At 61.2% G+C, this 25,620-nt stretch carries 28 protein-coding genes; 20 read left to right on the forward strand and 8 right to left on the reverse strand.

The window, feature by feature from the left end; all coding sequences use genetic code 11:
- Nucleotides 1–48: 48 nt before the first annotated feature.
- The 4 genes from gatC to LGH82_RS02645 are packed head-to-tail and all read left to right on the forward strand — an operon-like array spanning nucleotide 49 to nucleotide 3,193.
- Nucleotides 49–336 carry an Asp-tRNA(Asn)/Glu-tRNA(Gln) amidotransferase subunit GatC gene (gene gatC, locus LGH82_RS02630; protein WP_227347175.1) on the forward strand — a complete coding sequence of 96 codons (288 nt, stop codon included), beginning with the start codon at nucleotides 49–51 and terminating at the stop codon, nucleotides 334–336.
- Between the two features lie 6 nt (nucleotides 337–342).
- Nucleotides 343–798: a GNAT family N-acetyltransferase gene (locus tag LGH82_RS02635; protein WP_227347176.1), complete on the forward strand. Its 456-nt coding sequence runs from the start codon at nucleotides 343–345 to the stop codon at nucleotides 796–798.
- Complete coding sequence (locus LGH82_RS02640; protein WP_227347177.1) at nucleotides 798–2,363, forward strand: amidase; 1,566 nt, start codon at nucleotides 798–800, stop codon at nucleotides 2,361–2,363. Before LGH82_RS02635 ends, LGH82_RS02640 begins: the two co-directional genes overlap by 1 nt.
- A 26-nt stretch (nucleotides 2,364–2,389) precedes the next feature.
- Complete coding sequence (locus LGH82_RS02645; protein ID WP_227347178.1) at nucleotides 2,390–3,193, forward strand: YdcF family protein; 804 nt, start codon at nucleotides 2,390–2,392, stop codon at nucleotides 3,191–3,193.
- A 27-nt stretch (nucleotides 3,194–3,220) separates the two neighbouring features.
- Here the strand turns inward: LGH82_RS02645 and LGH82_RS02650 are convergent, their stop codons facing one another.
- A complete protein-coding gene (locus tag LGH82_RS02650) occupies nucleotides 3,221–3,916 on the reverse strand; it encodes a cysteine hydrolase family protein (RefSeq protein WP_227347179.1) in 696 nt (231 codons plus the stop codon).
- 200 nt (nucleotides 3,917–4,116) lie between these two features.
- On the opposite strand from LGH82_RS02650, the gene LGH82_RS02655 reads away from it, so the two are divergent.
- The 4 genes from LGH82_RS02655 to LGH82_RS02670 all read left to right on the forward strand — a co-directional run bounded on the left by LGH82_RS02655 (nucleotide 4,117) and on the right by LGH82_RS02670 (nucleotide 7,566).
- Nucleotides 4,117–5,520, forward strand: a complete 1,404-nt coding sequence (locus LGH82_RS02655) for an L-serine ammonia-lyase (RefSeq protein ID WP_227347180.1) — start codon at nucleotides 4,117–4,119, stop codon at nucleotides 5,518–5,520.
- A gap of 85 nt (nucleotides 5,521–5,605) precedes the next feature.
- On the forward strand, nucleotides 5,606–6,043 hold the full coding sequence (locus LGH82_RS02660; RefSeq protein WP_227347181.1) for a DUF1489 family protein: 438 nt from the start codon (nucleotides 5,606–5,608) through the stop codon (nucleotides 6,041–6,043).
- 93 nt (nucleotides 6,044–6,136) lie between these two features.
- Entirely contained in the window at nucleotides 6,137–6,868 is a 732-nt protein-coding gene (locus LGH82_RS02665) for a VWA domain-containing protein (RefSeq protein ID WP_227347182.1), read from the forward strand.
- Entirely contained in the window at nucleotides 6,868–7,566 is a 699-nt protein-coding gene (locus tag LGH82_RS02670; protein WP_227347183.1) for a DnaJ domain-containing protein, read from the forward strand. Before LGH82_RS02665 ends, LGH82_RS02670 begins: the two co-directional genes overlap by 1 nt.
- 47 nt (nucleotides 7,567–7,613) lie before the next feature.
- Here the strand turns inward: LGH82_RS02670 and LGH82_RS02675 are convergent, their stop codons facing one another.
- Nucleotides 7,614–9,041 carry a D-alanyl-D-alanine carboxypeptidase gene (locus tag LGH82_RS02675; protein WP_227347184.1) on the reverse strand — a complete coding sequence of 476 codons (1,428 nt, stop codon included), beginning with the start codon at nucleotides 9,039–9,041 and terminating at the stop codon, nucleotides 7,614–7,616.
- 290 nt (nucleotides 9,042–9,331) lie between these two features.
- Between LGH82_RS02675 and LGH82_RS02680 the strand changes: the two genes are divergently transcribed.
- The 4 genes from LGH82_RS02680 (at nucleotide 9,332) to LGH82_RS02695 (ending at nucleotide 13,439) form a co-directional block, all read left to right on the forward strand.
- Nucleotides 9,332–9,661: a phasin family protein gene (locus tag LGH82_RS02680; RefSeq protein WP_227347185.1), complete on the forward strand. Its 330-nt coding sequence runs from the start codon at nucleotides 9,332–9,334 to the stop codon at nucleotides 9,659–9,661.
- A gap of 276 nt (nucleotides 9,662–9,937) precedes the next feature.
- Nucleotides 9,938–10,267 carry an ATP-dependent Clp protease adapter ClpS gene (gene clpS / locus LGH82_RS02685; protein ID WP_027051901.1) on the forward strand — a complete coding sequence of 110 codons (330 nt, stop codon included), beginning with the start codon at nucleotides 9,938–9,940 and terminating at the stop codon, nucleotides 10,265–10,267.
- A 6-nt stretch (nucleotides 10,268–10,273) separates the two neighbouring features.
- Nucleotides 10,274–12,742, forward strand: a complete 2,469-nt coding sequence (gene clpA / locus LGH82_RS02690; RefSeq protein ID WP_227347186.1) for an ATP-dependent Clp protease ATP-binding subunit ClpA — start codon at nucleotides 10,274–10,276, stop codon at nucleotides 12,740–12,742.
- Between the two features lie 64 nt (nucleotides 12,743–12,806).
- Entirely contained in the window at nucleotides 12,807–13,439 is a 633-nt protein-coding gene (locus LGH82_RS02695) for a chloramphenicol phosphotransferase CPT family protein (protein WP_227347187.1), read from the forward strand.
- 16 nt (nucleotides 13,440–13,455) lie between these two features.
- On the opposite strand, the gene LGH82_RS02700 is transcribed toward LGH82_RS02695, so the two are convergent.
- Nucleotides 13,456–14,404 (reverse strand): IS630 family transposase gene (locus LGH82_RS02700; protein WP_227343924.1). Its coding sequence is split into 2 segments (ribosomal slippage): nucleotides 13,456–14,062 and nucleotides 14,061–14,404, totalling 951 coding nucleotides; the frame shifts between segments, so codons are not numbered across the junction.
- A gap of 118 nt (nucleotides 14,405–14,522) precedes the next feature.
- Here LGH82_RS02700 and LGH82_RS02705 point away from each other — a divergent pair.
- Nucleotides 14,523–15,533, forward strand: coding sequence for a phosphatase PAP2 family protein (locus LGH82_RS02705; protein ID WP_227347188.1), 1,011 nt, complete (start codon nucleotides 14,523–14,525; stop codon nucleotides 15,531–15,533).
- Nucleotides 15,534–15,563: 30 nt separating this feature from the next.
- Here LGH82_RS02705 and LGH82_RS02710 read toward each other — a convergent pair whose 3' ends face one another.
- The 4 genes from LGH82_RS02710 to LGH82_RS02725 all read right to left on the reverse strand — a co-directional run bounded on the left by LGH82_RS02710 (nucleotide 15,564) and on the right by LGH82_RS02725 (nucleotide 18,676).
- The gene (locus LGH82_RS02710; RefSeq protein WP_227347189.1) at nucleotides 15,564–15,995 is read right to left on the reverse strand and encodes an HIT family protein; all 432 of its coding nucleotides are present in this window, start codon (nucleotides 15,993–15,995) and stop codon (nucleotides 15,564–15,566) included.
- A gap of 192 nt (nucleotides 15,996–16,187) precedes the next feature.
- Nucleotides 16,188–17,411: a GNAT family N-acetyltransferase gene (locus LGH82_RS02715; protein WP_227347190.1), complete on the reverse strand. Its 1,224-nt coding sequence runs from the start codon at nucleotides 17,409–17,411 to the stop codon at nucleotides 16,188–16,190.
- A 57-nt stretch (nucleotides 17,412–17,468) separates the two neighbouring features.
- The gene (locus LGH82_RS02720; RefSeq protein ID WP_227347191.1) at nucleotides 17,469–18,197 is read right to left on the reverse strand and encodes a glycerophosphodiester phosphodiesterase; all 729 of its coding nucleotides are present in this window, start codon (nucleotides 18,195–18,197) and stop codon (nucleotides 17,469–17,471) included.
- A 14-nt stretch (nucleotides 18,198–18,211) separates the two neighbouring features.
- Nucleotides 18,212–18,676 carry a RidA family protein gene (locus tag LGH82_RS02725; protein ID WP_227347192.1) on the reverse strand — a complete coding sequence of 155 codons (465 nt, stop codon included), beginning with the start codon at nucleotides 18,674–18,676 and terminating at the stop codon, nucleotides 18,212–18,214.
- 148 nt (nucleotides 18,677–18,824) lie between these two features.
- Here LGH82_RS02725 and LGH82_RS02730 point away from each other — a divergent pair, with 148 nt between their 5' ends.
- The 6 genes from LGH82_RS02730 to tsf all read left to right on the forward strand — a co-directional run bounded on the left by LGH82_RS02730 (nucleotide 18,825) and on the right by tsf (nucleotide 24,006).
- Nucleotides 18,825–19,646, forward strand: a complete 822-nt coding sequence (locus LGH82_RS02730; protein WP_227349461.1) for a cell envelope integrity EipB family protein — start codon at nucleotides 18,825–18,827, stop codon at nucleotides 19,644–19,646.
- A gap of 215 nt (nucleotides 19,647–19,861) precedes the next feature.
- Complete coding sequence (locus LGH82_RS02735; RefSeq protein WP_227347193.1) at nucleotides 19,862–21,073, forward strand: hypothetical protein; 1,212 nt, start codon at nucleotides 19,862–19,864, stop codon at nucleotides 21,071–21,073.
- A gap of 53 nt (nucleotides 21,074–21,126) precedes the next feature.
- Nucleotides 21,127–21,408 carry a DUF4031 domain-containing protein gene (locus LGH82_RS02740; protein WP_227347194.1) on the forward strand — a complete coding sequence of 94 codons (282 nt, stop codon included), beginning with the start codon at nucleotides 21,127–21,129 and terminating at the stop codon, nucleotides 21,406–21,408.
- Nucleotides 21,405–22,013, forward strand: a complete 609-nt coding sequence (locus LGH82_RS02745) for a LysE family translocator (RefSeq protein WP_227347195.1) — start codon at nucleotides 21,405–21,407, stop codon at nucleotides 22,011–22,013. Before LGH82_RS02740 ends, LGH82_RS02745 begins: the two co-directional genes overlap by 4 nt.
- A gap of 177 nt (nucleotides 22,014–22,190) precedes the next feature.
- Nucleotides 22,191–22,973 (forward strand): 30S ribosomal protein S2, encoded by a 783-nt coding sequence (gene rpsB, locus LGH82_RS02750; protein ID WP_019858207.1) that lies wholly within the window; start codon nucleotides 22,191–22,193, stop codon nucleotides 22,971–22,973.
- Nucleotides 22,974–23,082: 109 nt separating this feature from the next.
- Complete coding sequence (gene tsf / locus LGH82_RS02755; protein WP_227347196.1) at nucleotides 23,083–24,006, forward strand: translation elongation factor Ts; 924 nt, start codon at nucleotides 23,083–23,085, stop codon at nucleotides 24,004–24,006.
- Nucleotides 24,007–24,044: 38 nt separating this feature from the next.
- On the opposite strand, the gene LGH82_RS02760 is transcribed toward tsf, so the two are convergent.
- Nucleotides 24,045–24,962 (reverse strand): LysR substrate-binding domain-containing protein, encoded by a 918-nt coding sequence (locus LGH82_RS02760; RefSeq protein ID WP_227347197.1) that lies wholly within the window; start codon nucleotides 24,960–24,962, stop codon nucleotides 24,045–24,047.
- 115 nt (nucleotides 24,963–25,077) lie between these two features.
- Here LGH82_RS02760 and LGH82_RS02765 point away from each other — a divergent pair, with 115 nt between their 5' ends.
- Entirely contained in the window at nucleotides 25,078–25,605 is a 528-nt protein-coding gene (locus tag LGH82_RS02765; RefSeq protein ID WP_227347198.1) for a nuclear transport factor 2 family protein, read from the forward strand.
- The last annotated feature ends 15 nt before the right edge of the window (nucleotides 25,606–25,620 follow it).

The raw sequence follows: 25,620 nt of genomic DNA on the forward strand, positions 1-25,620 counted from the left end.
CGCGCGCCGCGCCGCTATAGCGCCACTTGGTTTTCCAGAGGCAGAAACATGTCCGTTGATCTTCAGACAGTGAAGCGCGTCGCGCGTCTCGCCCGCATCGCCGTGAGCGAGGAGGAAGCGGAGCGCATGACTGGCGAATTGAATGCCATTCTGGGCTTCGTCGAGCAATTGAACGAGGTCGACGTCTCCGGTGTCGAACCGATGACATCCGTCACGCCGATGGAGATGAAGAAGCGCCAGGACGTTGTCACCGATGGTGGCATGGCGGCCGACATCATCGCCAACGCGCCAGCGACGGAAGAGAATTTCTTCCTGGTTCCCAAGGTGGTGGAGTAGGCCGCGATGGCAATCGAGATCGCCATCGAGACGCCGCTGCAGGACGATGTGCGTGGGTTGGTCAATGAACTCAATGCCACGCTGCTCGAACTGACGCCGCCGGAGCACAGCTATCTGATGACCGTCGAGCAAATGGCCGACGGCGACACGACCGTTTTCATTGCCCGCGACAATGGACTTGCCATTGGCTGTGGCGCGCTGAAGCGGCATGATGGCGTCGGCGAAGTCAAGCGCATGTACACGCGACCTTCCCATCGCGGCCAGAAGATTGGTGCGAAGATTGTCGAGCACGTCGAGGCGCTGGCGCGTGACGAAGGGCTGAAGCGCCTGGTGCTCGAGACCGGCGATCGCCATCCCGCCGCCTGGACTGTCTACGAACGCGCCGGGTTTTCGCGCTGCGGACCAGTGCTGGATTATCCCGATTCCGAGTGGTCGGTGTTTTACGAAAAGAGTCTTGCCTGATGAGCGACCTGACCCATCTGACGATTTCGCAGGCCCGCGCCAAGCTGCGCGCCAAGGAAATCACCGCGACCGAGATCACCGAGGCGTATCTGGCGGCGATCGATCGCGCAAACCCTGCGCTCAACGCCTATGTCGCTGTGACCGACGACAAGGCCCGCGACATGGCCAAGGCATCCGACGCGAAGCTGGCCAAGGGTGAGGGCGGAGCCCTGGAAGGCATTCCGCTCGGAATCAAGGATCTCTTCGGCACCGAAGGCATCCACACCCAGGCCTGCAGCCACGTTCTCGACGGTTTCAAGCCGCGTTATGAATCAACCGTCACCGCCAATCTGTGGGCCGACGGCGCCGTCATGCTGGGCAAGCTCAACATGGACGAGTTCGCCATGGGTTCGTCGAACGAAACCTCCTACTACGGCCCTGTCATCAATCCGTGGCGGTGTTCACGCACGGACACGGTGGTGATGCCGACCACGCATCAGGGCGAAGGTGGCTTCGTCTCCGCGGGCGGCACGAAGACCGCGCGCACGCTGGACAATGCGCAGCTGGTTCCCGGCGGCTCGTCCGGCGGCTCGGCTTCGGCCGTCTCCGCCTTCCTGTGCGCCGGCGCCACCGCCACCGATACGGGCGGTTCGATCCGCCAGCCCGCCGCCTTCACCGGCACGGTTGGCATCAAGCCGACCTATGGCCGCTGCTCGCGATGGGGCATCGTCGCCTTCGCCTCGTCGCTCGACCAGGCCGGGCCGATCGCGCGCGATGTGCGCGACGCGGCGATCCTGCTAAAGTCGATGGCCTCGGTCGATGCGAAGGACACCACCTCGGTCGACCGGCCGGTGCCGGATTACGAGGCGGCGATTGGCAAGCCGATCAAGGGCATGAAGGTCGGCATTCCCAAGGAATACCGCGTCGACGGAATGCCCGAGGAGATCGAGGCGCTGTGGCAGAAGGGCATTGCCTGGCTGAAGGACGCCGGTGCGGAGATCGTCGACATTTCCCTGCCGCACACGAAATACGCACTGCCAGCCTATTACATCGTGGCGCCCGCCGAAGCCTCGTCCAACCTCGCCCGCTATGATGGCGTTCGCTATGGATTGCGTGTTCCAGGCAAGGACATCGTCGACATGTACGAAAAGACCCGCGCCGCCGGCTTCGGCCGCGAGGTCAAGCGCCGTATCATGATCGGCACCTATGTGCTGTCCGCCGGCTACTACGATGCCTATTATCTGCAGGCGCAGAAGGTGCGGAACCTCATCAAGCGCGATTTCGAGAACGTGTTCGCGGCCGGCGTCGATGTCATCCTGACCCCGGCAACGCCATCGGCGGCATTTGGCGTCGCCGACGAGGACATGGCGTCAGATCCGGTGAAAATGTATCTCAACGACATTTTCACGGTCACCGTGAACATGGCTGGCCTGCCCGGCATCGCCGTGCCCGCCGGGCTCGACGCCAAGGGGCTGCCGCTTGGGCTGCAGATCATCGGCCGGCCTTTCGACGAGGAAACGCTGTTCCAGACCGCTCACGTCATCGAGCAGGCGGCGGGGACATTCCAGCCGGAGAAGTGGTGGTAGGCTCCCGAGCCTGACGGGGCTGGGGGATGTTCTTCTACCTTTCCAAGATATTCTGGTTCTTCATCCAGCCGCTGAACCTGTCGATTTTTCTGCTTCTTGCCGGAGTGATCGCGGCGACGTTCGGCCGACGGCGATTGGCAGTCGCCGGCAGCGTGCTCGCGTTTATGATCCTTGCTCTGTCGACCTGGACGTCGCTTGGCGCGCTGATGCTGAACCCGCTGGAAGAGCGCTTTCCACGTCCGTCCCTGCCTGAAAAAGTCGACGGCATCGTCGTGCTGGGCGGTGGCTTCGAAGGAGCCATCAATCTGGTGCGCGGCGGCTACGAGTTGAACGCTGGCGGCGATCGCATGGTCGAGACGGCCGTGCTGGCGCGGCTCTTTCCAGAGGCGAAGATTGTCGTCTCCGGCGGCAGCGGCGAACTGATCCTGGACGGCGAGGGGGATGCGACCACGGCGCCCCGCCTGCTCGGCGCCCTGGGGGTGGCAGCCGATCGGCTGATCCTGGAGAACAAATCTCGCAACACCTACGAGAATGCCATCTTCACCCGGCAGATGGTGGCACCGAAACCGGGAGAGACCTGGCTGCTGGTGACCTCTGCCTTCCATATGCCTCGTGCCAAGGCACTGTTTGACAAAGCCGGCTTTGCGACGGTTCCGTGGCCGGTCGACTACCGCACCTCCGGCCGGGAAGGCGTCGGCTTGTTCCGGGACAATGCCGCCGATTCGCTGCAGACCACGACCATGGCTATCCGCGAATGGATTGGCCTTTTCGCCTATTGGCTGTCGGGTCGTATCGACGAGCCTTTTCCAGGCCCGGGCGACGTTGGTTGACAAGCCCCGTCGGTGCGGCGGCAGCGATCAGGTGGGCAAGGGCACGACTGCTTCCGCGCGCAGCGCATCGAGGACAAACTCAGTCTTGGTAACCCACCCCAAAGCGTGTTCGAAATTCCACAGTGTGGACTGGCGATTGAAGTCCGGCCCGGAATGGTTCATCGCGTCTTCGATCAGGATCGGCCAGAATTCCCGCGAATAGGCATCGCGCGCGGTTGCGTCGACGCAGATATTCGTCGCGACGCCGGTGAAGAGCAGGTGACTGATGTCGCGGGCGCGCAGGGACGCTTCGAGATCGGTATTGCAAAATCCGCTATAGCGGGACTTTCGAATGACCAGGTCGTTCGGTTCAGGCGTCAACTCTTCGACGATCCGCCAGTCCCAGCTGTTGTCGATCAGAAGCCTGCCGTGAAGCTCTGGCCGCTGGCGCATCATGACCATGCCCAGTTCCTTGTGATGGTTCGGGGATGACGGATCTCCGCCGTCGCTGAGGTCGGGCTTGTAGGACATTTGCAGATAGACCACCGTTACGCCGGCGTGACGGGCCGCGGTGAGAAGGCGCTTGTTGGCGTCGATAACGGGCGCTGCTCCGGATATGTCTATCCCGGCCAGATCGAACATGCCGCCCTTCGAGGCAAAGGCGTTCTGCATATCCACCACCACGACGGCTGTCCGGGAAGGTGTGAGACTGAGCGATTCAGGCCTGGCAATTATCGTCAGCATGGCTTCCTCCTCCGCGATATCACTGCTTTTGTGAAGCGGCGTGTCGGCATCGTCAATGGCTCGCATCATAGCCCTGCGAACGATGTCGCTGCAGGACCAAACAAGGTCGGCAAGCGCTGCGCCGCGAGTTTCAAAAAAGCAGAAGCATTGCGGGAATTCCTATATGTAGTCCTCGATATCTCTCCCGGAGACAGCCGCGCGTGTTCCTTTCGGTTTTCGACCTGTTCAAGATCGGCATCGGCCCGTCGAGTTCCCACACGATGGGGCCGATGACGGCTGCCGCCCGTTTCCTGGACGAAATCCTCAATGGCGACTGGCCGCGCCCCGCTGGCGTCAAGGTGGATCGTGTTGGCGCAAGCCTGCATGGCTCGCTCGCCTATACAGGCATTGGCCATGGCAGCGACCGCGCCGTTGTCCTCGGCCTCGCAGGCCTGACGCCGCAGACGGTTGACCCCGATCTGGCTGAAGGCATTGCGGCGCGCATTGCCACCGACAAGCGGCTTTCGCCGCCCGGCCATCCATCCTATCGCTTCGATCCGGCTACGGACCTTGTCCTTGACCGCAAGACGCCGCTCACCGGCCACGCCAACGGCATGGCGTTTTACGCCTATGATGCCGGTGACCGCTTGCTGCTCAAGCGCATCTACTATTCGATCGGTGGTGGCTTCGTGGTTTCCGAGGAGGAACTGCAGCGGATGAAGGCCAAGGGGTCGGTGACGACCGAAGGCAAGAAGGTTCCTCATCCGTTCAAGAATGCCGTCGAGATGCTGGCGATGGCGGCGAAAAGCGGGCTTTCCATTGCGGACATGAAGCGCGTCAACGAGGAAACGCAGATGTCGCGCGAAGAACTCAACGCCGGCCTCGACGGAATCTGGAGCGCCATGAAGAGCTGCATCGAGCGCGGCCTGTCACAGGACGGCATCATGCCGGGCGGGCTGAAGGTGCGTCGCCGCGCGCGCATGCTGCACGACAAATTGCAGGAGCAGTGGCAGCAGAACAAGCCCAACCCGTTGCTCGCCAATGACTGGCTGTCGATCTACGCCATGGCGGTCAATGAGGAGAATGCCGCCGGGGGACGTGTGGTCACCGCTCCGACCAACGGTGCCGCCGGCACGCTGCCGGCGGTGCTGCGCTACTGGCTGCATTTTCATCCCGAGGCCGATCAGCCAAGCATCCGCGATTTCCTGCTGACAGCCGCTGCCGTCGGCGGCATCATCAAGACCAACGCCTCGATCTCCGGTGCAGAGGTCGGTTGCCAGGGCGAGGTGGGGTCAGCCTCGGCGATGGCGGCGGCCGGTTTGTGTGCCGTCATGGGCGGCACGCCGGAGCAGGTCGAGAACGCCGCCGAGATCGCGCTGGAGCATCACCTTGGCATGACCTGCGATCCGGTCGGCGGTCTGGTGCAGGTGCCCTGCATCGAGCGCAATGCGCTGGGCGCGGTCAAGGCGGTGACCGCCGCCTCGCTTGCCATAAAGGGCGACGGCATTCATTTCGTGCCGCTCGACGCGGCGATCGAGACCATGCGTCAGACCGGCCTCGACATGAACGAGAAATACAAGGAAACCAGTCTTGGCGGGCTCGCCGTCAACGTCGTGGAGTGCTGAGCGCCAATGCAAGTCCCGTGACTGGCACTGTGGAGAACCCTGTCAGGCCGTTGACGGCTTCGTGCACGGGACTAAAGCTTGGTCAATGTCTCTCAACCTCATAAAGCTCTGTGTCGGCTGCGACAGCGTCGAGGACCTCGAGGACTGGATCGCCTTTCGCCTCGATGAACGGCGGCGCGCCGGCGAGCCAGTAGAGCAATACCACACCACGCGCATGGTGCCGACGCGCGCCACGGAAATCATCGATGGCGGCTCGCTCTACTGGGTGATCAAGGGCAACGTCCAATGCCGCCAACTGATCACCGATATTCGGCCGTTCACCGATGACGAGGGCATCGGCCGCTGCCGCCTGATATTCGATCCGCAGGTTGTGCGCACCGACTGGCAGCCGCGCCGTGCCTTCCAGGGATGGCGCTACCTGAAGCCGTCCGACGCTCCGCTCGATCTTGGCAAGGGTAATGCCGAGCTGGCCGAGATGCCGCCGAAACTGCGGCGTGAGCTTGCCGATCTCGGCCTGCTCTAGCTCGCAGCAAGCATTTGCCTGCAACTTGTCTGGCCCTCATGTTGCTCAATGCTGGACTTGCAAGCGGCGCGCCAACGCCACATGTTGAATTTCATGAATGACAAGAGCCAGCCGATATCCAAGAGGGGTAACGCCGCGCCGACCAATTCGCGTTCCGACGCGGGCGAGATCGAAGCGTTCGTGCGTCAGGCAAGAGCCTTGGCCGCGGCCGGGAATGGCACCGGCAGGCTGATTCTCTCGCTTGACGCGACGATGAGCCGGCAGCCAACCTGGGATCTCGCCTGCACATTGCAGGGTGAGATGTTCGATGCCGCGGGCAAGGCCGGCGCGCTCAGCGTCCAGCTGGTCTATTTCCGTGGTCTTGGCGAATGCCGCTCGTCCGCGTTCGTCTCCGACACGGATACGCTCAAGCAGCTGATGACGCGGATCGACTGCCGCAGCGGTCACACCCAGATCGGCAAGGTTCTCAGCCATACGCTGAAACAGACGGCATCGGCCAAGGTCAATGCGCTGGTCTATATCGGCGATGCCATGGAAGAGGATGCCGACGACATTGCCGAGAAGGCTGGCAGGCTCGGCCTGCTTGGCGTTCCTGTCTTCGTCTTTCAGGAAGGCCATGATTCTGGCGCAGAAAAGGTATTCAAGGACATTGCGCGGTTGTCCAAAGGGGCATGGTTTCGATTCGATCGACGGGCCGCCGCGACCCTGGCCGGGCTGCTTTCAGCGGTTGCCGTGTTTGCGACTGGCGGATTGGAGGCGCTGGAGGCCAGGGACAGGCCGGAAGACCGGCTGATGATCGAGCATCTGCGGGGCGGCGGGACATAATGGGCGCAATCATTGCAATCGTTGCATTGCTGGGGGTGCTTTTCGGCTTCGCCACGGTGTTCCTGCGCGCGGACCCGGCCGCACTCGCGGGTGGGCTGAAAACGCTAGGGCCGGCTCTGCTGGCGGTCTTCGGCGGCGCGGTGCTTCTGGTGGGGCGCGAAGGCGTTGGCGGCGCGATTCTGTTGGCGGCAGCCGCATGGTACGGCTCGATGCGCATGGGCAGGCAGGTGGCGAAACTGGCCCCGGGAAAGCGCTCGACGGTGCGTACCGCCGCGCTTGAAATGGAACTCGATCACGACACTGGCGGCCTGGAAGGCCTCGTGCTGGCCGGCCACCATGAAGGCAAGATGCTTGGCGCGATGGCCCTTCCGGAATTGCAGCAACTTTATCGTGAACTCTCCGGAGATCCGGAGAGCCGGCAATTGCTAGAGACGTATCTTGACGGCAGATTTCCCGTCTGGCGCAAAAACGCTGACACGAACGGTCGCGAAGGGCTGGGTGTTGCGCCAAGTTCTGGCTCCATGACTAAGGAGGAGGCCTACAAGGTCCTTGGTCTTGAAGCGGGGGCCGCCGCGGCGGATGTCCGCAAGGCGCACCGCCGCCTGATGCAGCGCCTGCACCCCGATATCGGCGGCACGTCTTTCCTGGCGGCGCGGATTAATGAAGCCAAGGACGTCTTGCTCTCCAATCACAATTAGTCTCCTTCGACGCAAAACTTTTTCCGGGAGATGACTTCCACGCTGCCCTACTGTTGGACGGCGTAGCACTCGATTTTCTTTTTCTTCAAAGCAGTGCAGGCCTTCCAGGCGGCATCCTTCGAGCCGAAGCCACCGAAGCGAGCACGGTAATAGGTCGTGCCGCCCTTCTCGAAAGCGGCGGTGAAGCCCGAAGCGTTGGCGAGCACCGACGGCGCCTGCTTGGTCGTCTTGTCGAGGAAGGCCTGTGCCTCGGACTGCTTTGGTGACGAGGCAACCTGTATGGCCCAGCCGGAAGGCAAGGAGGCCGTCTTGACCGGGTCGACAGCGGCCGTCTGTTCGGCATAAGCCGCGACAACGGGAGTCGCCTCGGTTTCGGCCGGTGCCGCGGCCTCAGGCGCAGCCGCCACGGTCACGGTCTTGACCTTTCTGGTTGGGACGGGGGTGGTTTCCTCGGCGACAGGCGCATTGTCCTCGTCGGTCGCCGTGGTATCGTCGGCAGCCGTCGCATCCTGAGCAATCGCAGGTTTGTCGTCGGGTGTTGGCGCGTCATGCTTGGGCAAGAGCACCTTTGCCAATGCCTTGATCGGATCGTCGCTGGTGCTGGCCTTGGCCACCAGCATGCCGCCGCCGCGAGTCGATGCTCTCGGCAGGTAGGTTGTGATCAGATGCGCCATCTCGTTGTCGCGGCTGCCACCCGACACTCCGCCCATGACCACGCCCACGATGCGGCGATCGCCGTCGGCGACCGAGGAGACGAGATTGAATCCGGATGCCCTTGTGTAGCCGGTCTTGATGCCGTCGACGCCCTTGATGCGTCCCAGCAGGCGGTTATGGCCGTTGATGCGCTGACGTCCGTAAAGAAAGGAGCGCTGCGAGAAATAGCCGTAATACTGGGGGAACTGCTCGCGCAGCGCGATGCCAAGCGTCGCCATGTCGCGGGCGGTCGTGAACTGTCCGGGGTTGGGCAGGCCGTTGGCGTTGCGGAAGACTGTACCGTTCATGCCGAGCTGCCGTGCCTTGGCGGTCATCATGCGGGCGAAATTGGCTTCATTGCCGCCGAGAAGCTCGCCGAGCGCGCTAGCTGAGTCGTTCGCCGACTTGGTGACGATCGACAGGATGGCGGTTTCGACGGTGACAGAGCCACCCGCTTTCACGCCGAGCTTCGTCGGAGCCTGGGCGGCGGCATTGGCCGAGAACACGACCGGCGAGTTCTTGCCGATCCTGCCTTTCTCCAGCGCTTCGAAGGTCAGGTACAATGTCATCATCTTGGTGAGCGAGGCGGGATAACGCCGACCGTCGGCATCCGACGAGTAAAGCACCTTGCCGGTCTTGGCATCGATGACGATGGCTGCCGACTTGGCCGCAAAAGACGGCGCGGCACCGGCAACAACGAATGATATCGCCAAGGCGACGACCATGATCGTTTTGAAGGAGGACGCGGTTTTGGAGAAGATGCCCGACAACGCCTGACGCACTGGTAGTTCCCTTGAATTTTTCGTTGCATTGGAGGCGGCAAAGGGTCCTGCCTCGCTTCAGGTCAAGCTACGCGGGCAGCGTTACCAATCCGTTTATGGTAACCGCCGCGTTCACCATTTTCTTCGGCCTTGAGCCTCTCTTTATTCGAATCTTAGGCATTGCCGGCGGATCGGGAGGCTCTGCTCCGGTGAAATGTTGACTTTTTGTGCAATGCACAATATATCAAGTGCATTGCACAAAAGCGACCCGATCAGGGCGCATCTCAGGCAACCGTCAAGGGAATCAGGAAATGACCCAGACCTACGAAGATTTCAGCAAATATGGCAAAGAGTTCGCTGATACCGGACTGAAGAGCTTCGCTTCGCTTTCCAAGGGCGCGCAGGCCATCGCGACCGAGGCCGGCGAATACACCAAGAAGAGCTTCGAAGCCGGCAGCGCCGTTGTCGAGAAGATTCTTTCGGCCAAGTCGCTGGACAAGGCGATCGAGATCCAGTCCGACTACGCCAAGCAGTCCTACGAGGCGTTCGTCGCCGAGGCCACCAAGATCGGCGACCTTTACGCCGAACTCGCCAAGGAAGCCTACAAGCCCTTCGAATCGATCGTCGCCAAGGCGAAGTAAATTTCTTCAGCAATGTGACATCGGCCTATTCCGGCCTGAATACGAACCCGGTCGCGATCGCGCGGCCGGGTTTTTCATGTCAATTTCACGTCGGGGGCTCATCTCCCCTTCACGATTGCGAAAATCGGCCAAGTTTGGCCACCTAGCCATATTGTCAGCTAAACAGAAGGGCTTAAAATCGTTCATCGAACACCTACATGTCGATCTCGCATGGGGATTCGAAAGAGGCAGGAATACGTGACGATTGGTTTGACTGCCACGAGACATGTGGCGCGTATGCAGAACGGCAGCGGCGACGGCAATGAAGCCGGGCGTGGCACCGCCGTCATCACGCGCACCAAAACCAAGACCAAGAAGCCCAGCCTTTATCGGGTCCTCATCCTCAACGACGACTACACGCCCATGGAGTTCGTGGTTCACGTGCTGGAGCGATTTTTCCAGAAGGACCGCGAAGCCGCCACACGCATCATGCTTCATGTCCACAATCATGGAGTGGGCGAGTGCGGGGTCTATACATTCGAGGTGGCCGAGACCAAAGTGTCCCAGGTCATGGATTTCGCCCGACAGAATCAGCATCCGCTGCAATGCGTGATGGAGAAGAAGTGAGGTAACATGCCGGCTTTCTCCCAAGGCCTGGAAAAGGCGCTTCACCAAGCGCTGACGCTCGCCAATGAGCGGCACCATGAATACGCAACCCTGGAACACCTGCTGCTCGCGCTTATCGACGACACCGAGGCGGCCGCCGTCATGCGCGCCTGCAATGTCGATCTCGACGAGCTGAAGCACACTGTTCTCACCTATATCGACACCGAGCTCGACAACCTGGTCACCGGGTACGATGAGGATTCCAAGCCGACCGCCGGCTTCCAGCGTGTCATCCAGCGCGCGGTGATCCATGTGCAGTCATCCGGCCGCGAGGAAGTGTCCGGCGCCAACGTGCTCGTCGCGATCTTCGCTGAGCGCGAGAGCCATGCCGCCTATTTCCTGCAGGAACAGCAGATGACCCGCTACGACGCGGTCAACTACATCTCGCACGGCATCGCCAAGCGTCCCGGCGCGTCGGAAACACGCTCGCCGCGTGGCGCCGATGACGAGCAGGGCGGCCAGAACGGCGCCGAGCCGCAAGAGGAAGGTGGCAAGAAGAAGCAGCAGCAGGACGCGCTGACGGCTTATTGCGTCAACCTCAACAACAAGGCCAAGGCCGGCAAGATCGACCCGCTGATCGGTCGCGAGTCGGAGATCAACCGCACTATCCAGGTGCTGTGCCGCCGCTCCAAGAACAACCCGCTCTATGTCGGTGATCCCGGCGTCGGCAAGACGGCGATCGCCGAAGGCCTCGCCAAGCGCATCGTCGAGGGCGACGTTCCCGAAGTGCTGCACAACGCTACCATCTTCGCGCTCGACATGGGCACGCTGCTGGCCGGAACGCGCTATCGCGGCGATTTCGAGGAACGGCTGAAGCAGGTCGTCAAGGAACTCGAGGATTACCCGGGCGCGGTGCTGTTCATCGACGAGATCCATACCGTGATCGGGGCAGGGGCTACCTCAGGCGGCGCGATGGATGCATCGAACCTGCTGAAGCCGGCTCTGTCTTCCGGAGCGATCCGCTGCATCGGCTCGACGACCTACAAGGAATTCCGCCAGTTCTTCGAGAAAGACCGCGCTCTGGTGCGGCGTTTCCAGAAGATCGACGTCAACGAGCCGACCATCGAGGACGCCATCGAGATCATGAAGGGGCTGAAGCCCTATTATGAGGAATTCCACAAGGTGAAGTTCACCAACGAGGCGATCAAGGCCTCGGTGGAGCTGTCGGCGCGCTACATCAACGACCGCAAGCTGCCGGACAAGGCGATCGACGTGATCGACGAGACCGGTGCCTCGCAGATGCTGGTGCCGGAGGCCAAGCGCAAGAAGGTCATTGGTATCAAGGAGATCGAAGCAACGATCGCCACCATGGCGCGTATCCCGCCGAAGACGGTTTCCGCCGATGACGAGCAGGTGCTGCAAGGCCTTGAAGTCGAACTGAAGCGTGTCGTCTACGGTCAGGATACCGCGATCACCGCGCTGACCTCGGCCATCAAGCTGGCGCGTGCCGGCCTGCGCGAACCGGAGAAGCCGATCGGCTCCTACCTGTTCTCAGGCCCAACCGGCGTCGGCAAGACGGAAGTGGCGAAGCAACTCGCGGCATCGCTTGGTGTCGAGCTGATCCGTTTCGACATGTCGGAATACATGGAACGCCACACCGTCTCGCGGCTGATCGGCGCGCCTCCCGGCTACGTCGGGTTCGACCAGGGCGGCCTTTTGACCGATGGCGTCGACCAGCATCCGCACTGCGTGCTTTTGCTGGACGAAGTCGAGAAGGCGCATCCGGACCTGTTCAACATCCTGTTGCAGGTCATGGATCATGGCAAGCTGACTGATCACAACGGCAAGCAGATCGACTTCCGCAACGTCATCCTGATCATGACCACCAATGCGGGCGCTTCCGATGCGCAGCGCGCGGCGATCGGTTTCGGTTCGACGAAGCGCGAAGGCGATGATGTCGAGGCGATCAACCGACTGTTCACGCCGGAGTTCCGCAACCGTCTCGATGCGATCATCCCGTTCGGCTCGCTGCCGGTGCCGGTCATCCATCAGGTGGTGCAGAAGTTCGTCATGCAGCTCGAGGCCCAGCTCTCGGAACGCGGTGTCACCTTCGACCTGTCGCCGGATGCGATCGCCTGGCTGGCCGACAAGGGCTATGACGAGCGCATGGGGGCCCGACCGCTTGGCCGCGTCATCCAGGAGCACATCAAGAAGCCACTGGCCGACGAGGTGCTGTTCGGCAAGCTGAAGAAGGGTGGCACGGTGCGCGTCACCGTCGAGAAGAAGGAGACCGGCGAGACCGGCCTGAAGCTCGAAACGCTGGCCGACGAGGCTCCAGTCAGACCGAAGAAGGAAGAGCCGGAAGACGGACCGAAGCCGAAGAAGGCCGCGGCGAAGAAGCCCGCCGCGAAAAAGGTGGTGGCGCAGAAGCCCGAACCCAAGGGCAAGGATGGTGGCAAGCGCAGCTTGGTGCCGCAACTGCCAAGAAAGAACTGATATTGCACACAAGTAAAAAAAGCCCCGGAAACGGGGCTTTTTTGTTGAGCCAATGAGGTAACGCATGACTGAACCGGGGCAGATCATCATCCTGAATGGCGTGCCGCGATCGGGAAAGTCGAGCATTGTGCAGGCCATCCAAGAGAGCTTCGATGGCGTCTGGATGAATCTTGGCGTCGACATCCATGCCCAGATCACGCCGCCGCGCTATCGTCCCGGGATCGGTTTGAGGCCGGGCGGCGAGCGCCCGGATCTCGAAGTTTTCGTCCCCCAATTCTATGCCGCATTCTATGAAGCGATCGCCGCTCACAGCCGGCTGGGGTTGAATGTCATTGTCGATATCGGTCACCACGATGCCTATTCGAGGCCTCTCCACATTCGCGCCGATTGCGCCCGCCGCCTCGTCGGTCTGCCGGTGCTCTTCGTAGGCGTCCGCTGCCCGATCGACATCATTCTGAAAAGGCGTGCCGGAAGCGCCTTGGAAATGGGCTATGTGACCGGATCAAACGCTGATCCCGTCCCGCTGCCGGTACGTTTGTGGCAGGAGGCAGTCCATCAGCCCGGCCTCTATGACCTGGAGGTCGACACGTCGCTGCTAAGCCCAATTCAGTGCGCAAACGCAATCCGCCAGCGGCTTCAGTGGGGTATTGCTCGCCCGACCGCACTCGGGAAACGCTCCAGTCTATTTTTCGAATAGCTAGAGCAGAATCTGATCATTCCGGCTCATATCCTGTTGCGGCGAAGTAGTTGGCGCACTCGGTTGGTGTGAAGCAAGGCAGTGCGGCGCTGATGGTATCCCACAATTCCGCGACGGTTCGTGCGGCGGCTTTGCGTAGAATCGATTTCAGCTTGGAAAAGGCGTTCTCGATCGGGTTGAAGTCGGGGGAATAGGGCGGGAGGAACATCATCCTTGCGCCGGTTGCTTCGATCGCCACACGGGCGGCTGCGCTTTTGTGCGCCGGCAGGTTGTCGAGGATCACGACATCGTCGGGCCGCAGCGTCGGCACGAGAACCTGCTCGACATAGGCGACAAACCATTCGCCAGTCATCGGGCCGTCCAGGACCATTGGCGCGGTCATGCCAGTGAGGCGCAGGGCGCCGGTGAACGTCGTCGTCTTCCAATGGCCATGCGGGATTGGCGATCGGCACCGCATCCCGCGCTTCGTGCGCCCCCGCAGTCGAGCCATCTTTGTCGAGGCTCCGGTCTCGTCGATGAAGACCAGATGCTCGGGATCAAGATCGGGCTGGGCGTCGAACCAGGCGTTTCGTCGCGCCGCCACGTCTGGCCGCTCCTGCTCGCTGGCGTGCGCCGTTTTTTTTGAAGGTCATGGAGTGACGATCGAGAAACCGCCAGATCGTGCTCGTCGCAAACGACGCGCCATGCTCCTGTCGCAGCAACTCGGCGAGTTCGACCAGCGTGATGTCCACCCGCCTCTCGATCGCCGCCAGGATGATGTCGCGATACGCTTCAACGCGGTGGGACCGCCTGTCGCCGCCCTGCGGCTTTGCGCAGGTGGCTCCGGTCTCGCGCCATTCCCGGACCCAACGCACCGAGCTTGCCGCCGCCACGCCAAATCGCGCCGCTGCCGCCCGTCGCGACAGGCCGCCATCAACCGCTGCGACCACCCGAGCCCGCAAATCTTCCGATAAGGATTTCGCCATGCCATGCCGGCCTCCGAATCCAGCAGATATGCTGAATCAGATTTCCAATCCCAACGAAACCCCTATCGATTCTATCCGCTCGGATTTTGCTCTAGGGCTGTTTTCGCTGGGATGACCTTTGTCGGATTTCCGTTTTCACGCGGAATTAACCTCCCTTGGTCATTTTTCGGCGATGGTTTTTTTACCCGCAGAACGAACGATCTTTACGGTCGCATTGGCGCTGACCGCCGTTTGCCTGTTCCTGATCTGGGAGAAAGGCGTCGTTGTCGCGCTTGGCGCGTACAGTTGGTCCATCGGTTTCGCTGTTGTCATGATCGCCATTGGCCAATTCTATCGGCATGTCCGCAAGGCGGAGCGGATTGCGATCAGCACCCATATTCTGGCACTGTTCATCGCCTATTCGATACCGGCTTCGCTTTTCAACCTATTGTTGTTGCCGCGGCCCTCGGCACCCATCGACGCCACTCTCGTCCAGATGGATTCCTGGCTTGGCTATTCCTGGCCAAGCGCCTGTGCGTGGATTGCACAATACCCACACCTCTCGGATCTCCTTAGGCAAATCTACAGCTTAACGCTGGCCCAAATCCTGTTCGCTTTTCTCTTTCTTGGCATGGCCAATGATCGGCGGCGACTGCATGCGGCAGCACTCGGGACAGTTTTCGCGTCGCTAGTCACCATTTTTTGCTGGGCGCTGTTTCCATCCAGCGGAGCCTCCGCCTATTGGACCTTGGCGCCAGAAGTTGACCGCATCGTCAGACCGATCGTTAATTCTGCCTATGGCGCTGAATTGAACCGTCTTCTGGTTGAAGGTGTGCAAGACATCTCCAAGCTGAAAACAACGGGACTTGTAGGGTTTCCTTCGTTCCACACGGTCATGGCGTTGATCTCGCTGATTGCGGTTTGGCCATATTTGCCCATGCGTTTGGTGTTGATACTCATCAATGTCGCGTTGCTGCCAGCGATACTCATCCATGGCGGGCACAATCTGATGGACGTACTGGGCGGAATTTTGATTACTGTAGTCTCTTGGCGCCTGGGAGTTCTGGTCTTCGAAGCTCAGGAACGCATCGCGCTCAAGCTTGAGGCAGGCAAGGTCGTGACCGCCTATCCGGAAGCAACTGCCGCCTGATACGCCGTCCCTCGGAACCTTGAATAGCAATCAGCCACCCAGCGCCCTCCGTATCTTGTCCGCGTTCTCGGCAAGGATCTCGGGCTTCTCCATCGCTCCGGTATGTGGTTTCAGCGCCATGCCCTGGAACCGTGGAATCACGTGAACATGCAGGTGGTAGACGGTCTGCCCCGAAGCCGGCTCGTTGAACTGCAGGATGGTGACGCCATCGGCCTCAAAAGCCCTTCTGACCGCCAGCGCCACTTTCTGAACGGCCGTGAAGAGGGGCCCTAGCGTTGCCGGGTCGGCATCGAGAAGGTTGCGCGACGGCGCCTTCGGGACGACCAGCGTATGGCCCGGCCCCTGCGGCATGACGTCCATGAAGGCGACCACGGCCTTATCCTCGTAGACGCGATGCGACGGGATTTCACCGCGCAGGATCTTGGCAAAGATGTTCTGTGGATCGTAAGGGGTCTCGGCCATGACGTGCTCCGGGTTGTGCCTCGGCATCCGGTGTAGCGAAGCCTCCTATAGGCGGCAAGGTGATCAGGCGAGATCAACCATGCCTGCTTCGACAAGGGCAACACGAGGCTGGCTACCCAACCCGAGAGGTGAGAGGCGCGAAGTGGAGAATTGCGACGGCACTCGGTCTATTGAAACAACCCTTAGAGGAATTCACTCCTCGCCGGTAGGGTCCGATTTGCGGAACGGGGTGTGCTCTTCAAGGTATTCGCCCATGCGTTCCACCTCACGCCGCTCACGCCTCAGATAGTCGGCCACGGCATTGCGTAAGCCGGGATGGGCGATGTAGTGCGCCGAGTGCATGGTCACCGGCCGGTAGCCGCGGGCGAGCTTGTGTTCGCCCTGCGCGCCGGCTTCGACCACTTTCAGTTTGCGGTCGATGGCGAAATCGATGGCCTGATGGTAGCAGACCTCGAAATGCAGGAAGGGGTGATCCTCGACGCAGCCCCAATTGCGCCCATAGAGTGCGTCGGAACCGATGAAATTGATGGCGCCGGCAATATACCGGCCATTGCGCTTGGCCATCACCAGCAGGATGTCGTCGGCCATGCGCTCGCCGATCAGCGAGAAGAACTCGCGATTGAGGTAGGGGCGCCCCCATTTGCGGCCGCCGGTGTCTGTGTAGAAGGCGAAGAAGTCGTCCCATGCCTTTTCGGTGAGATCCTTGCCAGTCAGCCAGTCGATCGAGATGCCGGGGGCGAGCGCCTCACGCCGCTCTTTCTTCATGGCCTTGCGTTTGCGTGACGCAAGCGTGGCGAGGAAATCGTCGTAGGTCGAAAACCCTTCGTTGAAGAAATGAAACTGCTGGTCGGTACGGTGCAGGAACCCCGCGGCCTCCAGCGTGGCGACGTCGGCTTCCTGTGCGAAAGTAACGTGTGCCGAGGACACGCCGAGCTTTTCGGTCACCGCTTTCAGCCCGGCGGCCAGGCCGGCTTTGACGGTATTGCTGTCTTCGCCCCTACTGACCAGCAGGCGGGGGCCGGTCACAGGCGTGAACGGCACCGCGCACTGCAGTTTTGGATAGTAGCGGCCGCCGGCCCGCTCGAACGCATCCGACCAGCCATGATCGAACACATATTCGCCCTGGCTGTGCGATTTCAGATAGCAGGGGACGGCGCCGAGCAGCTTGCCCTCGGTTGTTTCGAGCCTCAGGTGATGGCCCTGCCAGCCAGTGCGCCGGACGGCACAACCGGAGTCCTCGAGCGCACTTAAAAAAGCAAATGAAACGAGCGGGTTAAAGGCATTGCCTGCATCATCGCGCGTGGTGCCGCCGAAACTGTTCCATTCGTCGCGGGTGAAGGCGCCGATACCCGCGGCGACGCGGATCGCATATTCCGCGTTCGCCGTTTGACCGTCGCCGTCGTCGCCTTGATCCATGAGGCTTATTTAAGCTCCATCCGAGCCGCTACAAGTCACGTTTCAGGCAAGCTGACTTCATGCCACTTTGGCAAGGTCGGGCTCGAACCCTTCGAACGTCATCTGGTCGGCATATTTGAACGTCAGGTCGATCGCCGGCTGGTCATGCACCGTCCAGGTGATCACCGGCATCTTCAGCTTTTCCCGAACGAAACTGACGAAGGGGTTTGGCAGGTCGCCGGCGGCGTAGGACGTGAAGGCAATATCGTGCGCCAGCATGGCGAAATGCGCCTCGATCAGCCCGGCGTCCTTGCCATACGCGGTCAATCCGCCGGGAATGCCCGGCGCGAGCTTCGGAAAATCGCGAATCAGCCAGTGGTCAAACGACATGATCGCCGCCTTGCCCTTGTAGCGCTTCAGCATCTTGCCGACGCGCGCCACCAGGCCGTCGTCGCGGCCAGGAATTCCCTTCAGTTCGATGACCATCGGCACGCGGCCGTCGACCAGGTCGAGTGCTTCCTGCAACGTCGGCACGTGATCCGATGTACCGCCGACCTTGAGCGCGGTCAGCTCAGCCGCTGTCCGTTGCCAGACAAACCCGTCACGGCCCGTCAGTCTTCGCAGGTCGTCGTCATGAATGACGATGGGAACGCCATCCGACGACAGGTGCACATCGCATTCTATGGCATAGCCGCGCTCGGCCGCCGCGGCGAAGGCGGAAAGCGTGTTCTCCCAGCGCGTTTTGTTCATGTCGTGAAAGCCGCGATGGGCGACGGGCCGGGCAATCAGCCAGGATAGGTCGGTCATGCTGGTTTCCAGGCTCATTCGACTTCGAAGATCGCTTCGATTTCCACTGCGGCATTAAGCGGCAGGGAGGCCGTGCCTACGGCGGAGCGGGCATGTTTGCCGCGCTCGCCGAGCGCGGCCACGAGAAAATCGGAGGCGCCGTTCGCAACCAGATGCTGCTCGACAAAATCAGCGGTCGAAGCGACGAAAACGGTGATCTTGACCAGCCGACGAATCTTCTCAAGGTCGCCAAGCGCGGCCTTGGCCTGCGCCAATATGTTGATCGCGCAGTATTTTGCCGCTTCCTTGCCGGTTGCGGTGTCGACGTCGCGGCCGAGCAGCCCGCTGGCCTGGAGCTTGCCGTCCTTGAGCGGCAACTGCCCGGCGGTGAACAGCAGATTGCCGGTCTGGCAATAGGGCACGTAGTTGGCGGCAGGTGCCGCCGTGACGGGAAGCGTCACGCCCAGATCGCTTAGCCGCTTTTCGATTGTTTCGCTCATGGTATTTCCCTATTGCTTGATCTAGCGGCTTTGGCCGAGGCCGAAATTGCTATTTTTGCCTCGCTTCCGCCACGACTTTTTTTAAGCTGGACTATCTTTCCCCGCGGGCTGCCATCAGCCACGATGATCGGAGCACCTCATGCGCTTAATGCGCCGCCTCGTATTCCCCGCCGTCCTGTTGTCGGCGGTTTTCTCGATGGGGCCCGCTTTCGCCGTACCGGCGCTGCAAGCGCATCGTGCCGTTTATGACCTTTCACTGAACAAGGCGTCCGACCGCTCCGGCATCACCGGCATCACCGGCCGCATGGTCTATGAGTTTAATGGTTCGGCCTGTGAAGGCTATACGGTGAAATTTCGCTTCGTGACCCAGATCGTCACCAACGACAACACAAGGTTGACCGACCAGCAGACGACCACTTTCGAGGATGCCGAAGGCAAGACCTTCTCATTCGTGACAAAATCCTTTGTCGACCAGAATCTCGACAAGGAGGTCAGAGGCACCGCGACGAAGGACTCGAAAGGGCTGAAAGTCGACATCGACAAGCCCGAGAAGAGCAGCCTGGAACTGGCCGCCACCCAGTTTCCGACCCAGCATCTGGTCGAGCTGATCGGCAAGGCCGAGAGGGGCGAGAATTTTTACGAAACCAATTTGTTCGACGGTTCGGAGGATGCCAACAAGGTGATGACCACCACGGTGATCGTTGGCAAGAAGACCGATGGCGACAAGACCGACCCGGAGGCGCCGGCGCTGGCGAAGCTTTCCACCGACAAATACTGGCCGGTCGACATCGCCTATTTCGATGATACCGCCAAGACTGGCGAAGAGGTGCCGGAATACCGGATCAGTTTCAAGCTGCATGAAAACGGCATCACGCGTGATCTGGTCATGGACTACGGCGATTTCTCGATGACCGGCAAGCTGGTGAACCTGTCGCTGTTCGATCAGTCGAAGCCTTGTCCGGCGAAATAGCGCGCCAGACTCAATCATCGTCTGATTAACCACGGCGCGGGCTTGCAGTGCTCTGTGACTTGAACACGCCGCAATTGGCTCTCACCTTTCCCTCCGTATCGCGGATTGTGTGCGATCTCTGAAGGGGGAGCATATTGGCCAGAATCGATGTGTTCGTGGCGCCGCGACCCAGTCCGGCGCTGATCAAGATCATGACGGTCGTCAATCGGATCGTCATGCTGCGCGGCGTTCCTGGGTTTCGCGACCTGTTGCCGTTCAATCGCCTGGCCGGATTGCGTGGCATCGCCAATGTCCGCCATTTCGATTTTCCCATCGGGGAACAGAGGCGACTGAAAGCCGCCTGCGGAGAAGGGAAGGCGACGTTCATTACGCCCAATCATCCCGAGTTCTTCACGGACTGGATGATCGACAAGGAGATCGTGTCGCGGGTCAGCCCGCTCACCGCGTCCTGGGCAACGAATGGCGTCGTTAACGGTCTTGGCCGGATGATGCAGAAATTCTGGTTGGCCAACAATCTGATCGCGCAAATCCCCGGAAACAGCGGAGCGGCCAAGGCGTACTCCGTCGACTGGGCGCTGAAAGGCCATGGCGTGCTGCTGCACCCTGAAGGTGGCGTCGGCTGGCATGGCGATTTTGTCGCGTCATTGCTCCCGGGAGCCGTGGAGATGGGGCTGGACGCCCTGAAGCGTGGCCGTGAAACCGACCGGCATTTCAAAGCCTGGATTGCTCCCGTCGTCTGGAAGCTCACCTTCACAAAAGACGTCGAATCGGCGCTGGCGCGGGAGTGTGGCTATGTCGAGCGGAGCCTGGAGATCGAGCGCATGGCGGCCGATACGTTGCCGGAGCGCATCCATCATATCTATGCGGTGCTGCTTTCGCGCGATGCGTCCGCGTACGGCGTGCCGTCGGACCAAAGTGCACCCTATGCCATACGCCAGCGGGATCTTCTGCTCGAGCTGTGCCGCCGCCTTGGGCAGGAGGTATCCGTCGATGCGAGCACCGTCGATCTGGCAGAACTTCTGCGCCGGTCGCGGCGCTGGCTGAAAGAAAATGCTGGTGACGAGCAGAAGCGGATTCGCAAGCTGATGGCGACGATCCAGCGGATACAGCGCGTCGGGCCATGGGCATGGGCCAAACCGCTGACGACGCAAGAGGAGTTGGCGGAGCATCTGAAGCGTATCCGCAACGATTATTGCAAGGGGACGCTACGCGACACTCTAAACCATTTCGCGCCGCAGCCGGCCGGGCCGCGCTGTGCGCATATCCGGGTTCCGGAGCCGTTGGGGTTGCATGATCATGAGGGCTCGATCGATGATGCTCTCGTTGAGCTGCGCCGGCGAATGCAGGAAGCGGTAACCGGCGTCGTGAGCGAGCTTGAGGCTGCCGGAGGCTTCATTTCCTATCAGAATCCCTTCTATCGTTGCTAGTTGATGGGACCGGCCACGGTTCAGCTGGCGAGACGAGGAGTGTGGCAAGCTTCATGGCTGTCTATGTCGACGCGGCGATCTGGAAATGGGCCGGTCATCGCTGGTGTCACCTGATGGCCGATGAGACCGACGAGTTGCACCGCTTTGCCGCACAGCTCGGCGTGAAGCGCTCGTCGTATCAGGGGCCGCCGAAGACATCGGCTCCCCACTATGACATAACCGGCTTCGAGCGCGACCGCGCGGTGAGGCTTGGCGCGATCGAATGCAGCCGCGAGGAGATCGTAGAGATATTCAGGCGGGTGAGGGTACCCAACGGGAAGGGGAGCCGACCATGACGCTGGCCGCATTTCTGGCTTACTGCGCTGCAATCACGCTTGCCGCCGCCACGCCAGGCCCGGCAATGTTCGCGGTCATCACCAATGGCGTTTCGCGCGGGTTCGTTCGCGCGTTCATGGCCGGGATTGGCGTCGCCGCCGGCGATGCCGTGCTGGTCACCCTGGCGCTGCTCGGGCTGGTGGCGCTGGCCCAGACTTTCGAATGGGTTTTTCACCTGCTGAAATATGCCGGTGCGGCATATCTGGTTTTTCTCGGCGTCAGGATCTGGCGAGCCGCCGCCAGTCAATCGGCCGAATCGCGGACACCGCAGGCATTGTCGCGATCGTTTTTCCTCGGCGCCTCCATTGCGCTGGGCAACCCGAAGGCGATTCTGTTTCACGCCTCGATCATGCCGCTGATCCTGAACCTCAACACACTGACCTTCTCTGACGGCCTGCTGGTGGTCGCCGTGGTGATCAGCGTCAATATCCTGACCATGAGCCTTTACGCGGCACTTGCGGGTCGGGCTTCCAACTGGTTCAAGACGCCGAGGCGCATGCGGCTGATGAACAGGTTTGCCGGCAGTGCAATGATCGGCACCGGAGCGCTGATTGCCGCACGCTGAGCGGTGAAGCGCCACACGGCTTGCGTTTGTCGCACTTCCCCTCTATATGCGCGCTCATTCCACACACGGACTTTGGTGTCTGCCCGGGAGAAATCCGGCTGAGACCTCCGGTGGCGTTCGAGGACATCGTCCAAAAATGCCTGTGTCCGTGGAGGCTAACCGGAAAAGGAACTAAGAATGGCACTGCCTGATTTCAGCATGCGCCAGCTTTTGGAAGCTGGCATTCACTTCGGCCACCAGACCCATCGCTGGAACCCGAAGATGGCGCCTTACATCTATGGCGCTCGCAACAACATCCACATCATCGACCTCTCGCAGACGGTGCCTTTGCTGCACCAGGCGCTGAAGCAGGTTTCCGACACAGTTGCCAAGGGCGGCCGCGTGCTGTTCGTCGGCACCAAGCGCCAGGCTTCGGACATCGTTGCCGATGCCGCACAGCGTTCGGCCCAGTATTATGTCAACTCGCGTTGGCTCGGCGGCATGCTGACCAACTGGAAGACGATTTCGAACTCGATCCAGCGCCTGCGCAAGCTCGACGAGATGCTGGCCGGCGAGGCGCAAGGGTTGACCAAGAAGGAACGCCTGAACCTCGATCGCGAGCGCGAGAAGCTCGACAAGGCACTGGGCGGCATCAAGGACATGGGCTCGACGCCGGACCTGATGTTCGTGATCGACACCAACAAGGAAGCGATCGCGATCCTCGAGGCCAAGCGTCTCGGCATCCCGGTTGTCGCCATCATCGATTCGAATTGCGATCCGGACAAGATCGACTTCCCGATCCCGGGCAATGACGACGCGGCTCGCGCCATCCAGCTTTATTGCGACCTGATCGCCAAGGCTGCGATTGACGGCATCGCCCGTCAGCAGGGTGCGCTCGGTGTCGACATCGGCGCTTCGGTCGAAGCTCCGGTGGAACCGGCACTTGATCCGGCTCCGTCGACCGAGACCCCGCAGGCTTAAACGGCGAGGGCCGGTCCCGGCCTTCATCTTTCTAATATTTTGGCACGCTAAACGGACGCACCATCGACTACCGATGGTGCGTCGGTGCATTTAAAACAAAGAGGCGACAATGAGCATTTCGGCTGCACAGGTCAAAGAACTCCGCGACTTGACTGGCGCGGGCATGATGGATTGCAAGGCGGCATTGAACGAGACCAACGGCAATATGGAAGAAGCCGTTGACTGGCTGCGCAAAAAGGGCATCTCCAAGGCAGACAAGAAGGCTGGACGTACTGCGGCGGAAGGCTTGATCGGCGTGGATTCCGGTGTTCGCGAGGCTGCCGTCATCGAGGTCAATTCCGAGACCGACTTCGTTGCCCGCAACGCGGCGTTCCAGGAGATCGTCACCAACGTTGCCAAGGTTGCGCTCGCCTATGGCGGCAAGACCGAGGCGGTGGCTGCCGCCAAGTATCCGGGTTCGGACAAGTCGGTCGCCGACACAATCAAGGATGCCGTCGGCACCATCGGCGAGAACATGAGCTTCCGTCGTTCGGCCAAGCTTAGCGTTGAGCACGGCGCTGTTGCAAACTACGTTCACAACAAAGTTGCTGATGGCCTCGGCAAGCTCGGCGTGCTTGTGGCGATCGAAACCACTGGCAATGCGGAAGCCGCCAACGCCTTTGGTCGCCAGGTCGCCATGCATGTCGCCAACTCCAATCCGATGGCGCTGACCGCGGAGCAGATCGATCCTGCCGCTGTCGAGCGCGAGAGGGCGATCTTCGCCGACCAGGCGCGCCAGTCCGGCAAGCCGGAAGCGATCATCGAGAAGATGGTCGAAGGCCGTCTGCGCAAGTTCTATGAGGAAGTCGTGCTCTTGAAGCAGGCGTTCGTGCTCAATCCCGACATCACTGTCGAGCAGGCGCTGAAGGATGCCGAGAAGGAAATCGGCGCACCGGCCAAGATCACCGCCTATCTGCGTTTCGCGCTGGGCGAAGGCATCGAGAAGGAAGAGACCGATTTCGCGGCGGAAGTCGCGGCGGCGGTCAAGAAGTAAGATTGCCCGCGGGCGATCTATCCTTCTGACGAGATTTTTCAGCCGGGTGTCCGCAGGGACGCCCGGCGGATTTCGTTTACGGTGTCTATGAAGGCTCTGAGCTTGGGCGCCATCGCCGCCCGCCGCGGGAAGTACAGAAACAGTCCCGGCTCCTCGATCGCCGTCCGCGGCAGGATCTGAACGAGGCGACCGGCGGCGATATCCGCGCGCACCAGCGGCTCGAACACATAGGCGAGCCCGACCCCAGCGAGTGCAAGGTCGATCGCCGCGAGCGAATCCGTCACGATAGCGGTGCCACGCGTCTCGACCACAACATCCTTACCGCTTTCGCTCAAGTCCCAACGATAGAGTGCACCAGAGCGAACGAGCCGGTAGCCGATGCAGTTGTGGTTCGCGAGATCGCCCACGTCGCGCGGACGGCCATGCAATCCAATATAAGCAGGGGAAGCAACGATCACGGCATGAAACGGCGGCGTGAGCCGGACCGTGATCATGTCCTGTGCGATCATCTCGCCCAATCGGATGCCAGCATCGAAGCCTTCCTCGACGATATCGACGAGACTTTGGTCGGTGAACAATTCTACCGTGACGTCCGGGTAGCGCTCGGCCATCGCCGCGACCACAGGCGTCAGCGCCAGAGGGACGGCGATGTTGGAAACATTGATCTTGAGCAGGCCAGAGGGCCGTCCCTTGATCCCGCGGATCCGATCCATCCGTTCGGCGATATCCCGAAGGGCAGGGGCGGCCGTCTCCACCAGGGCCTTGCCAGCTTCAGTCAGAGAAACGCTGCGCGTCGTGCGCGCGAACAATGGCTGACCGATGCGCTCTTCCACGAGCCGCACCGCGTGGCTGACCGCGGAAGGGCTCATGCCGAGTTCGGCCGCCGCAAGCGCGAAGCCGCCGCGCCGCGCGACGGTAACGATTACCGGCAGATGCATGAGCAGGTCTCGGTCCATTCATGAACGATATCGCATGGTCTTTACGAACAATGCAATCTTATCGATGCCAAGGCGCAGGTCCATATTCTCGTCAACACATCGGCGGCGGGCTGATGCACGAAGGAGGAAAGACATGAACGCGTTGAAGCACGTCACTTTCGCGGCAGGCATAGTGCTGGCGCCGCTCGATGCCGGTGGGGCGGAGCCGTTCGGCTGGCAGGCGCTCGCCGACGAGCGGGCCGTCATCCGCATCGCCGATGCCATCGACCGCGCCGTCGATGCGCAGGATTGGAGTGTCGCCCGCAGCTATTTCGCGGATCGGGTTACCGCTGATTTCAGCAGCCTATCCGGGCAGCCTGCGGCCAACATCGCCTCCGACGATCTGATCGGCGCCTGGGCTGGCAACCTCAAAGGCAGCAAGACAAGCTTGCATCTGCGCACCAATCATCAGGTCCTCCTCGAGGCCGACACGGCGACCGTCCTTTCCAACGGCTATGCGTGGAACCGGATGGAAGGCAATGGCGATCCGCTTTGGGAAGTCTGGGGCACCTATGAGCATCACCTGACCCGTTCTGTCGCCGGCTGGAAGGTCGATGGCTTCACGTTCCGCATGACGCATGAGCGCGGTAACCTCTGGGTCAAGGCCACCCCCGGCCAGTGACGCCACGTCAATCGG

This window comes from Mesorhizobium sp. PAMC28654, from assembly GCF_020616515.1.
In the GTDB taxonomy this organism is placed as follows: Bacteria; Pseudomonadota; Alphaproteobacteria; order Rhizobiales; family Rhizobiaceae; genus Mesorhizobium.

Coding starts and splice junctions, on each gene's coding strand:
- LGH82_RS02765 (WP_227347198.1), top strand. CDS start 25,078: ATGAACGCGTTGAAGCACGTCACTTTCGCGGCAGGCATAGTGCTGGCG.
- LGH82_RS02635 (WP_227347176.1), top strand. CDS start 343: ATGGCAATCGAGATCGCCATCGAGACGCCGCTGCAGGACGATGTGCGT.
- LGH82_RS02650 (WP_227347179.1), bottom strand. CDS start 3,916: ATGCTGACGATAATTGCCAGGCCTGAATCGCTCAGTCTCACACCTTCC.
- LGH82_RS02670 (WP_227347183.1), top strand. CDS start 6,868: ATGGGCGCAATCATTGCAATCGTTGCATTGCTGGGGGTGCTTTTCGGC.
- gatC (WP_227347175.1), top strand. CDS start 49: ATGTCCGTTGATCTTCAGACAGTGAAGCGCGTCGCGCGTCTCGCCCGC.
- LGH82_RS02735 (WP_227347193.1), top strand. CDS start 19,862: ATGCTGCGCGGCGTTCCTGGGTTTCGCGACCTGTTGCCGTTCAATCGC.
- LGH82_RS02730 (WP_227349461.1), top strand. CDS start 18,825: ATGCGCCGCCTCGTATTCCCCGCCGTCCTGTTGTCGGCGGTTTTCTCG.
- clpS (WP_027051901.1), top strand. CDS start 9,938: ATGCAGAACGGCAGCGGCGACGGCAATGAAGCCGGGCGTGGCACCGCC.
- rpsB (WP_019858207.1), top strand. CDS start 22,191: ATGGCACTGCCTGATTTCAGCATGCGCCAGCTTTTGGAAGCTGGCATT.
- LGH82_RS02645 (WP_227347178.1), top strand. CDS start 2,390: ATGTTCTTCTACCTTTCCAAGATATTCTGGTTCTTCATCCAGCCGCTG.
- LGH82_RS02695 (WP_227347187.1), top strand. CDS start 12,807: ATGACTGAACCGGGGCAGATCATCATCCTGAATGGCGTGCCGCGATCG.
- LGH82_RS02725 (WP_227347192.1), bottom strand. CDS start 18,676: ATGAGCGAAACAATCGAAAAGCGGCTAAGCGATCTGGGCGTGACGCTT.
- LGH82_RS02660 (WP_227347181.1), top strand. CDS start 5,606: ATGTCTCTCAACCTCATAAAGCTCTGTGTCGGCTGCGACAGCGTCGAG.
- LGH82_RS02710 (WP_227347189.1), bottom strand. CDS start 15,995: ATGGCCGAGACCCCTTACGATCCACAGAACATCTTTGCCAAGATCCTG.
- LGH82_RS02740 (WP_227347194.1), top strand. CDS start 21,127: ATGGCTGTCTATGTCGACGCGGCGATCTGGAAATGGGCCGGTCATCGC.
- clpA (WP_227347186.1), top strand. CDS start 10,274: ATGCCGGCTTTCTCCCAAGGCCTGGAAAAGGCGCTTCACCAAGCGCTG.
- tsf (WP_227347196.1), top strand. CDS start 23,083: ATGAGCATTTCGGCTGCACAGGTCAAAGAACTCCGCGACTTGACTGGC.
- LGH82_RS02745 (WP_227347195.1), top strand. CDS start 21,405: ATGACGCTGGCCGCATTTCTGGCTTACTGCGCTGCAATCACGCTTGCC.
- LGH82_RS02720 (WP_227347191.1), bottom strand. CDS start 18,197: ATGACCGACCTATCCTGGCTGATTGCCCGGCCCGTCGCCCATCGCGGC.
- LGH82_RS02760 (WP_227347197.1), bottom strand. CDS start 24,962: ATGGACCGAGACCTGCTCATGCATCTGCCGGTAATCGTTACCGTCGCG.
- LGH82_RS02680 (WP_227347185.1), top strand. CDS start 9,332: ATGACCCAGACCTACGAAGATTTCAGCAAATATGGCAAAGAGTTCGCT.
- LGH82_RS02640 (WP_227347177.1), top strand. CDS start 798: ATGAGCGACCTGACCCATCTGACGATTTCGCAGGCCCGCGCCAAGCTG.
- LGH82_RS02665 (WP_227347182.1), top strand. CDS start 6,137: ATGAATGACAAGAGCCAGCCGATATCCAAGAGGGGTAACGCCGCGCCG.
- LGH82_RS02715 (WP_227347190.1), bottom strand. CDS start 17,411: ATGGATCAAGGCGACGACGGCGACGGTCAAACGGCGAACGCGGAATAT.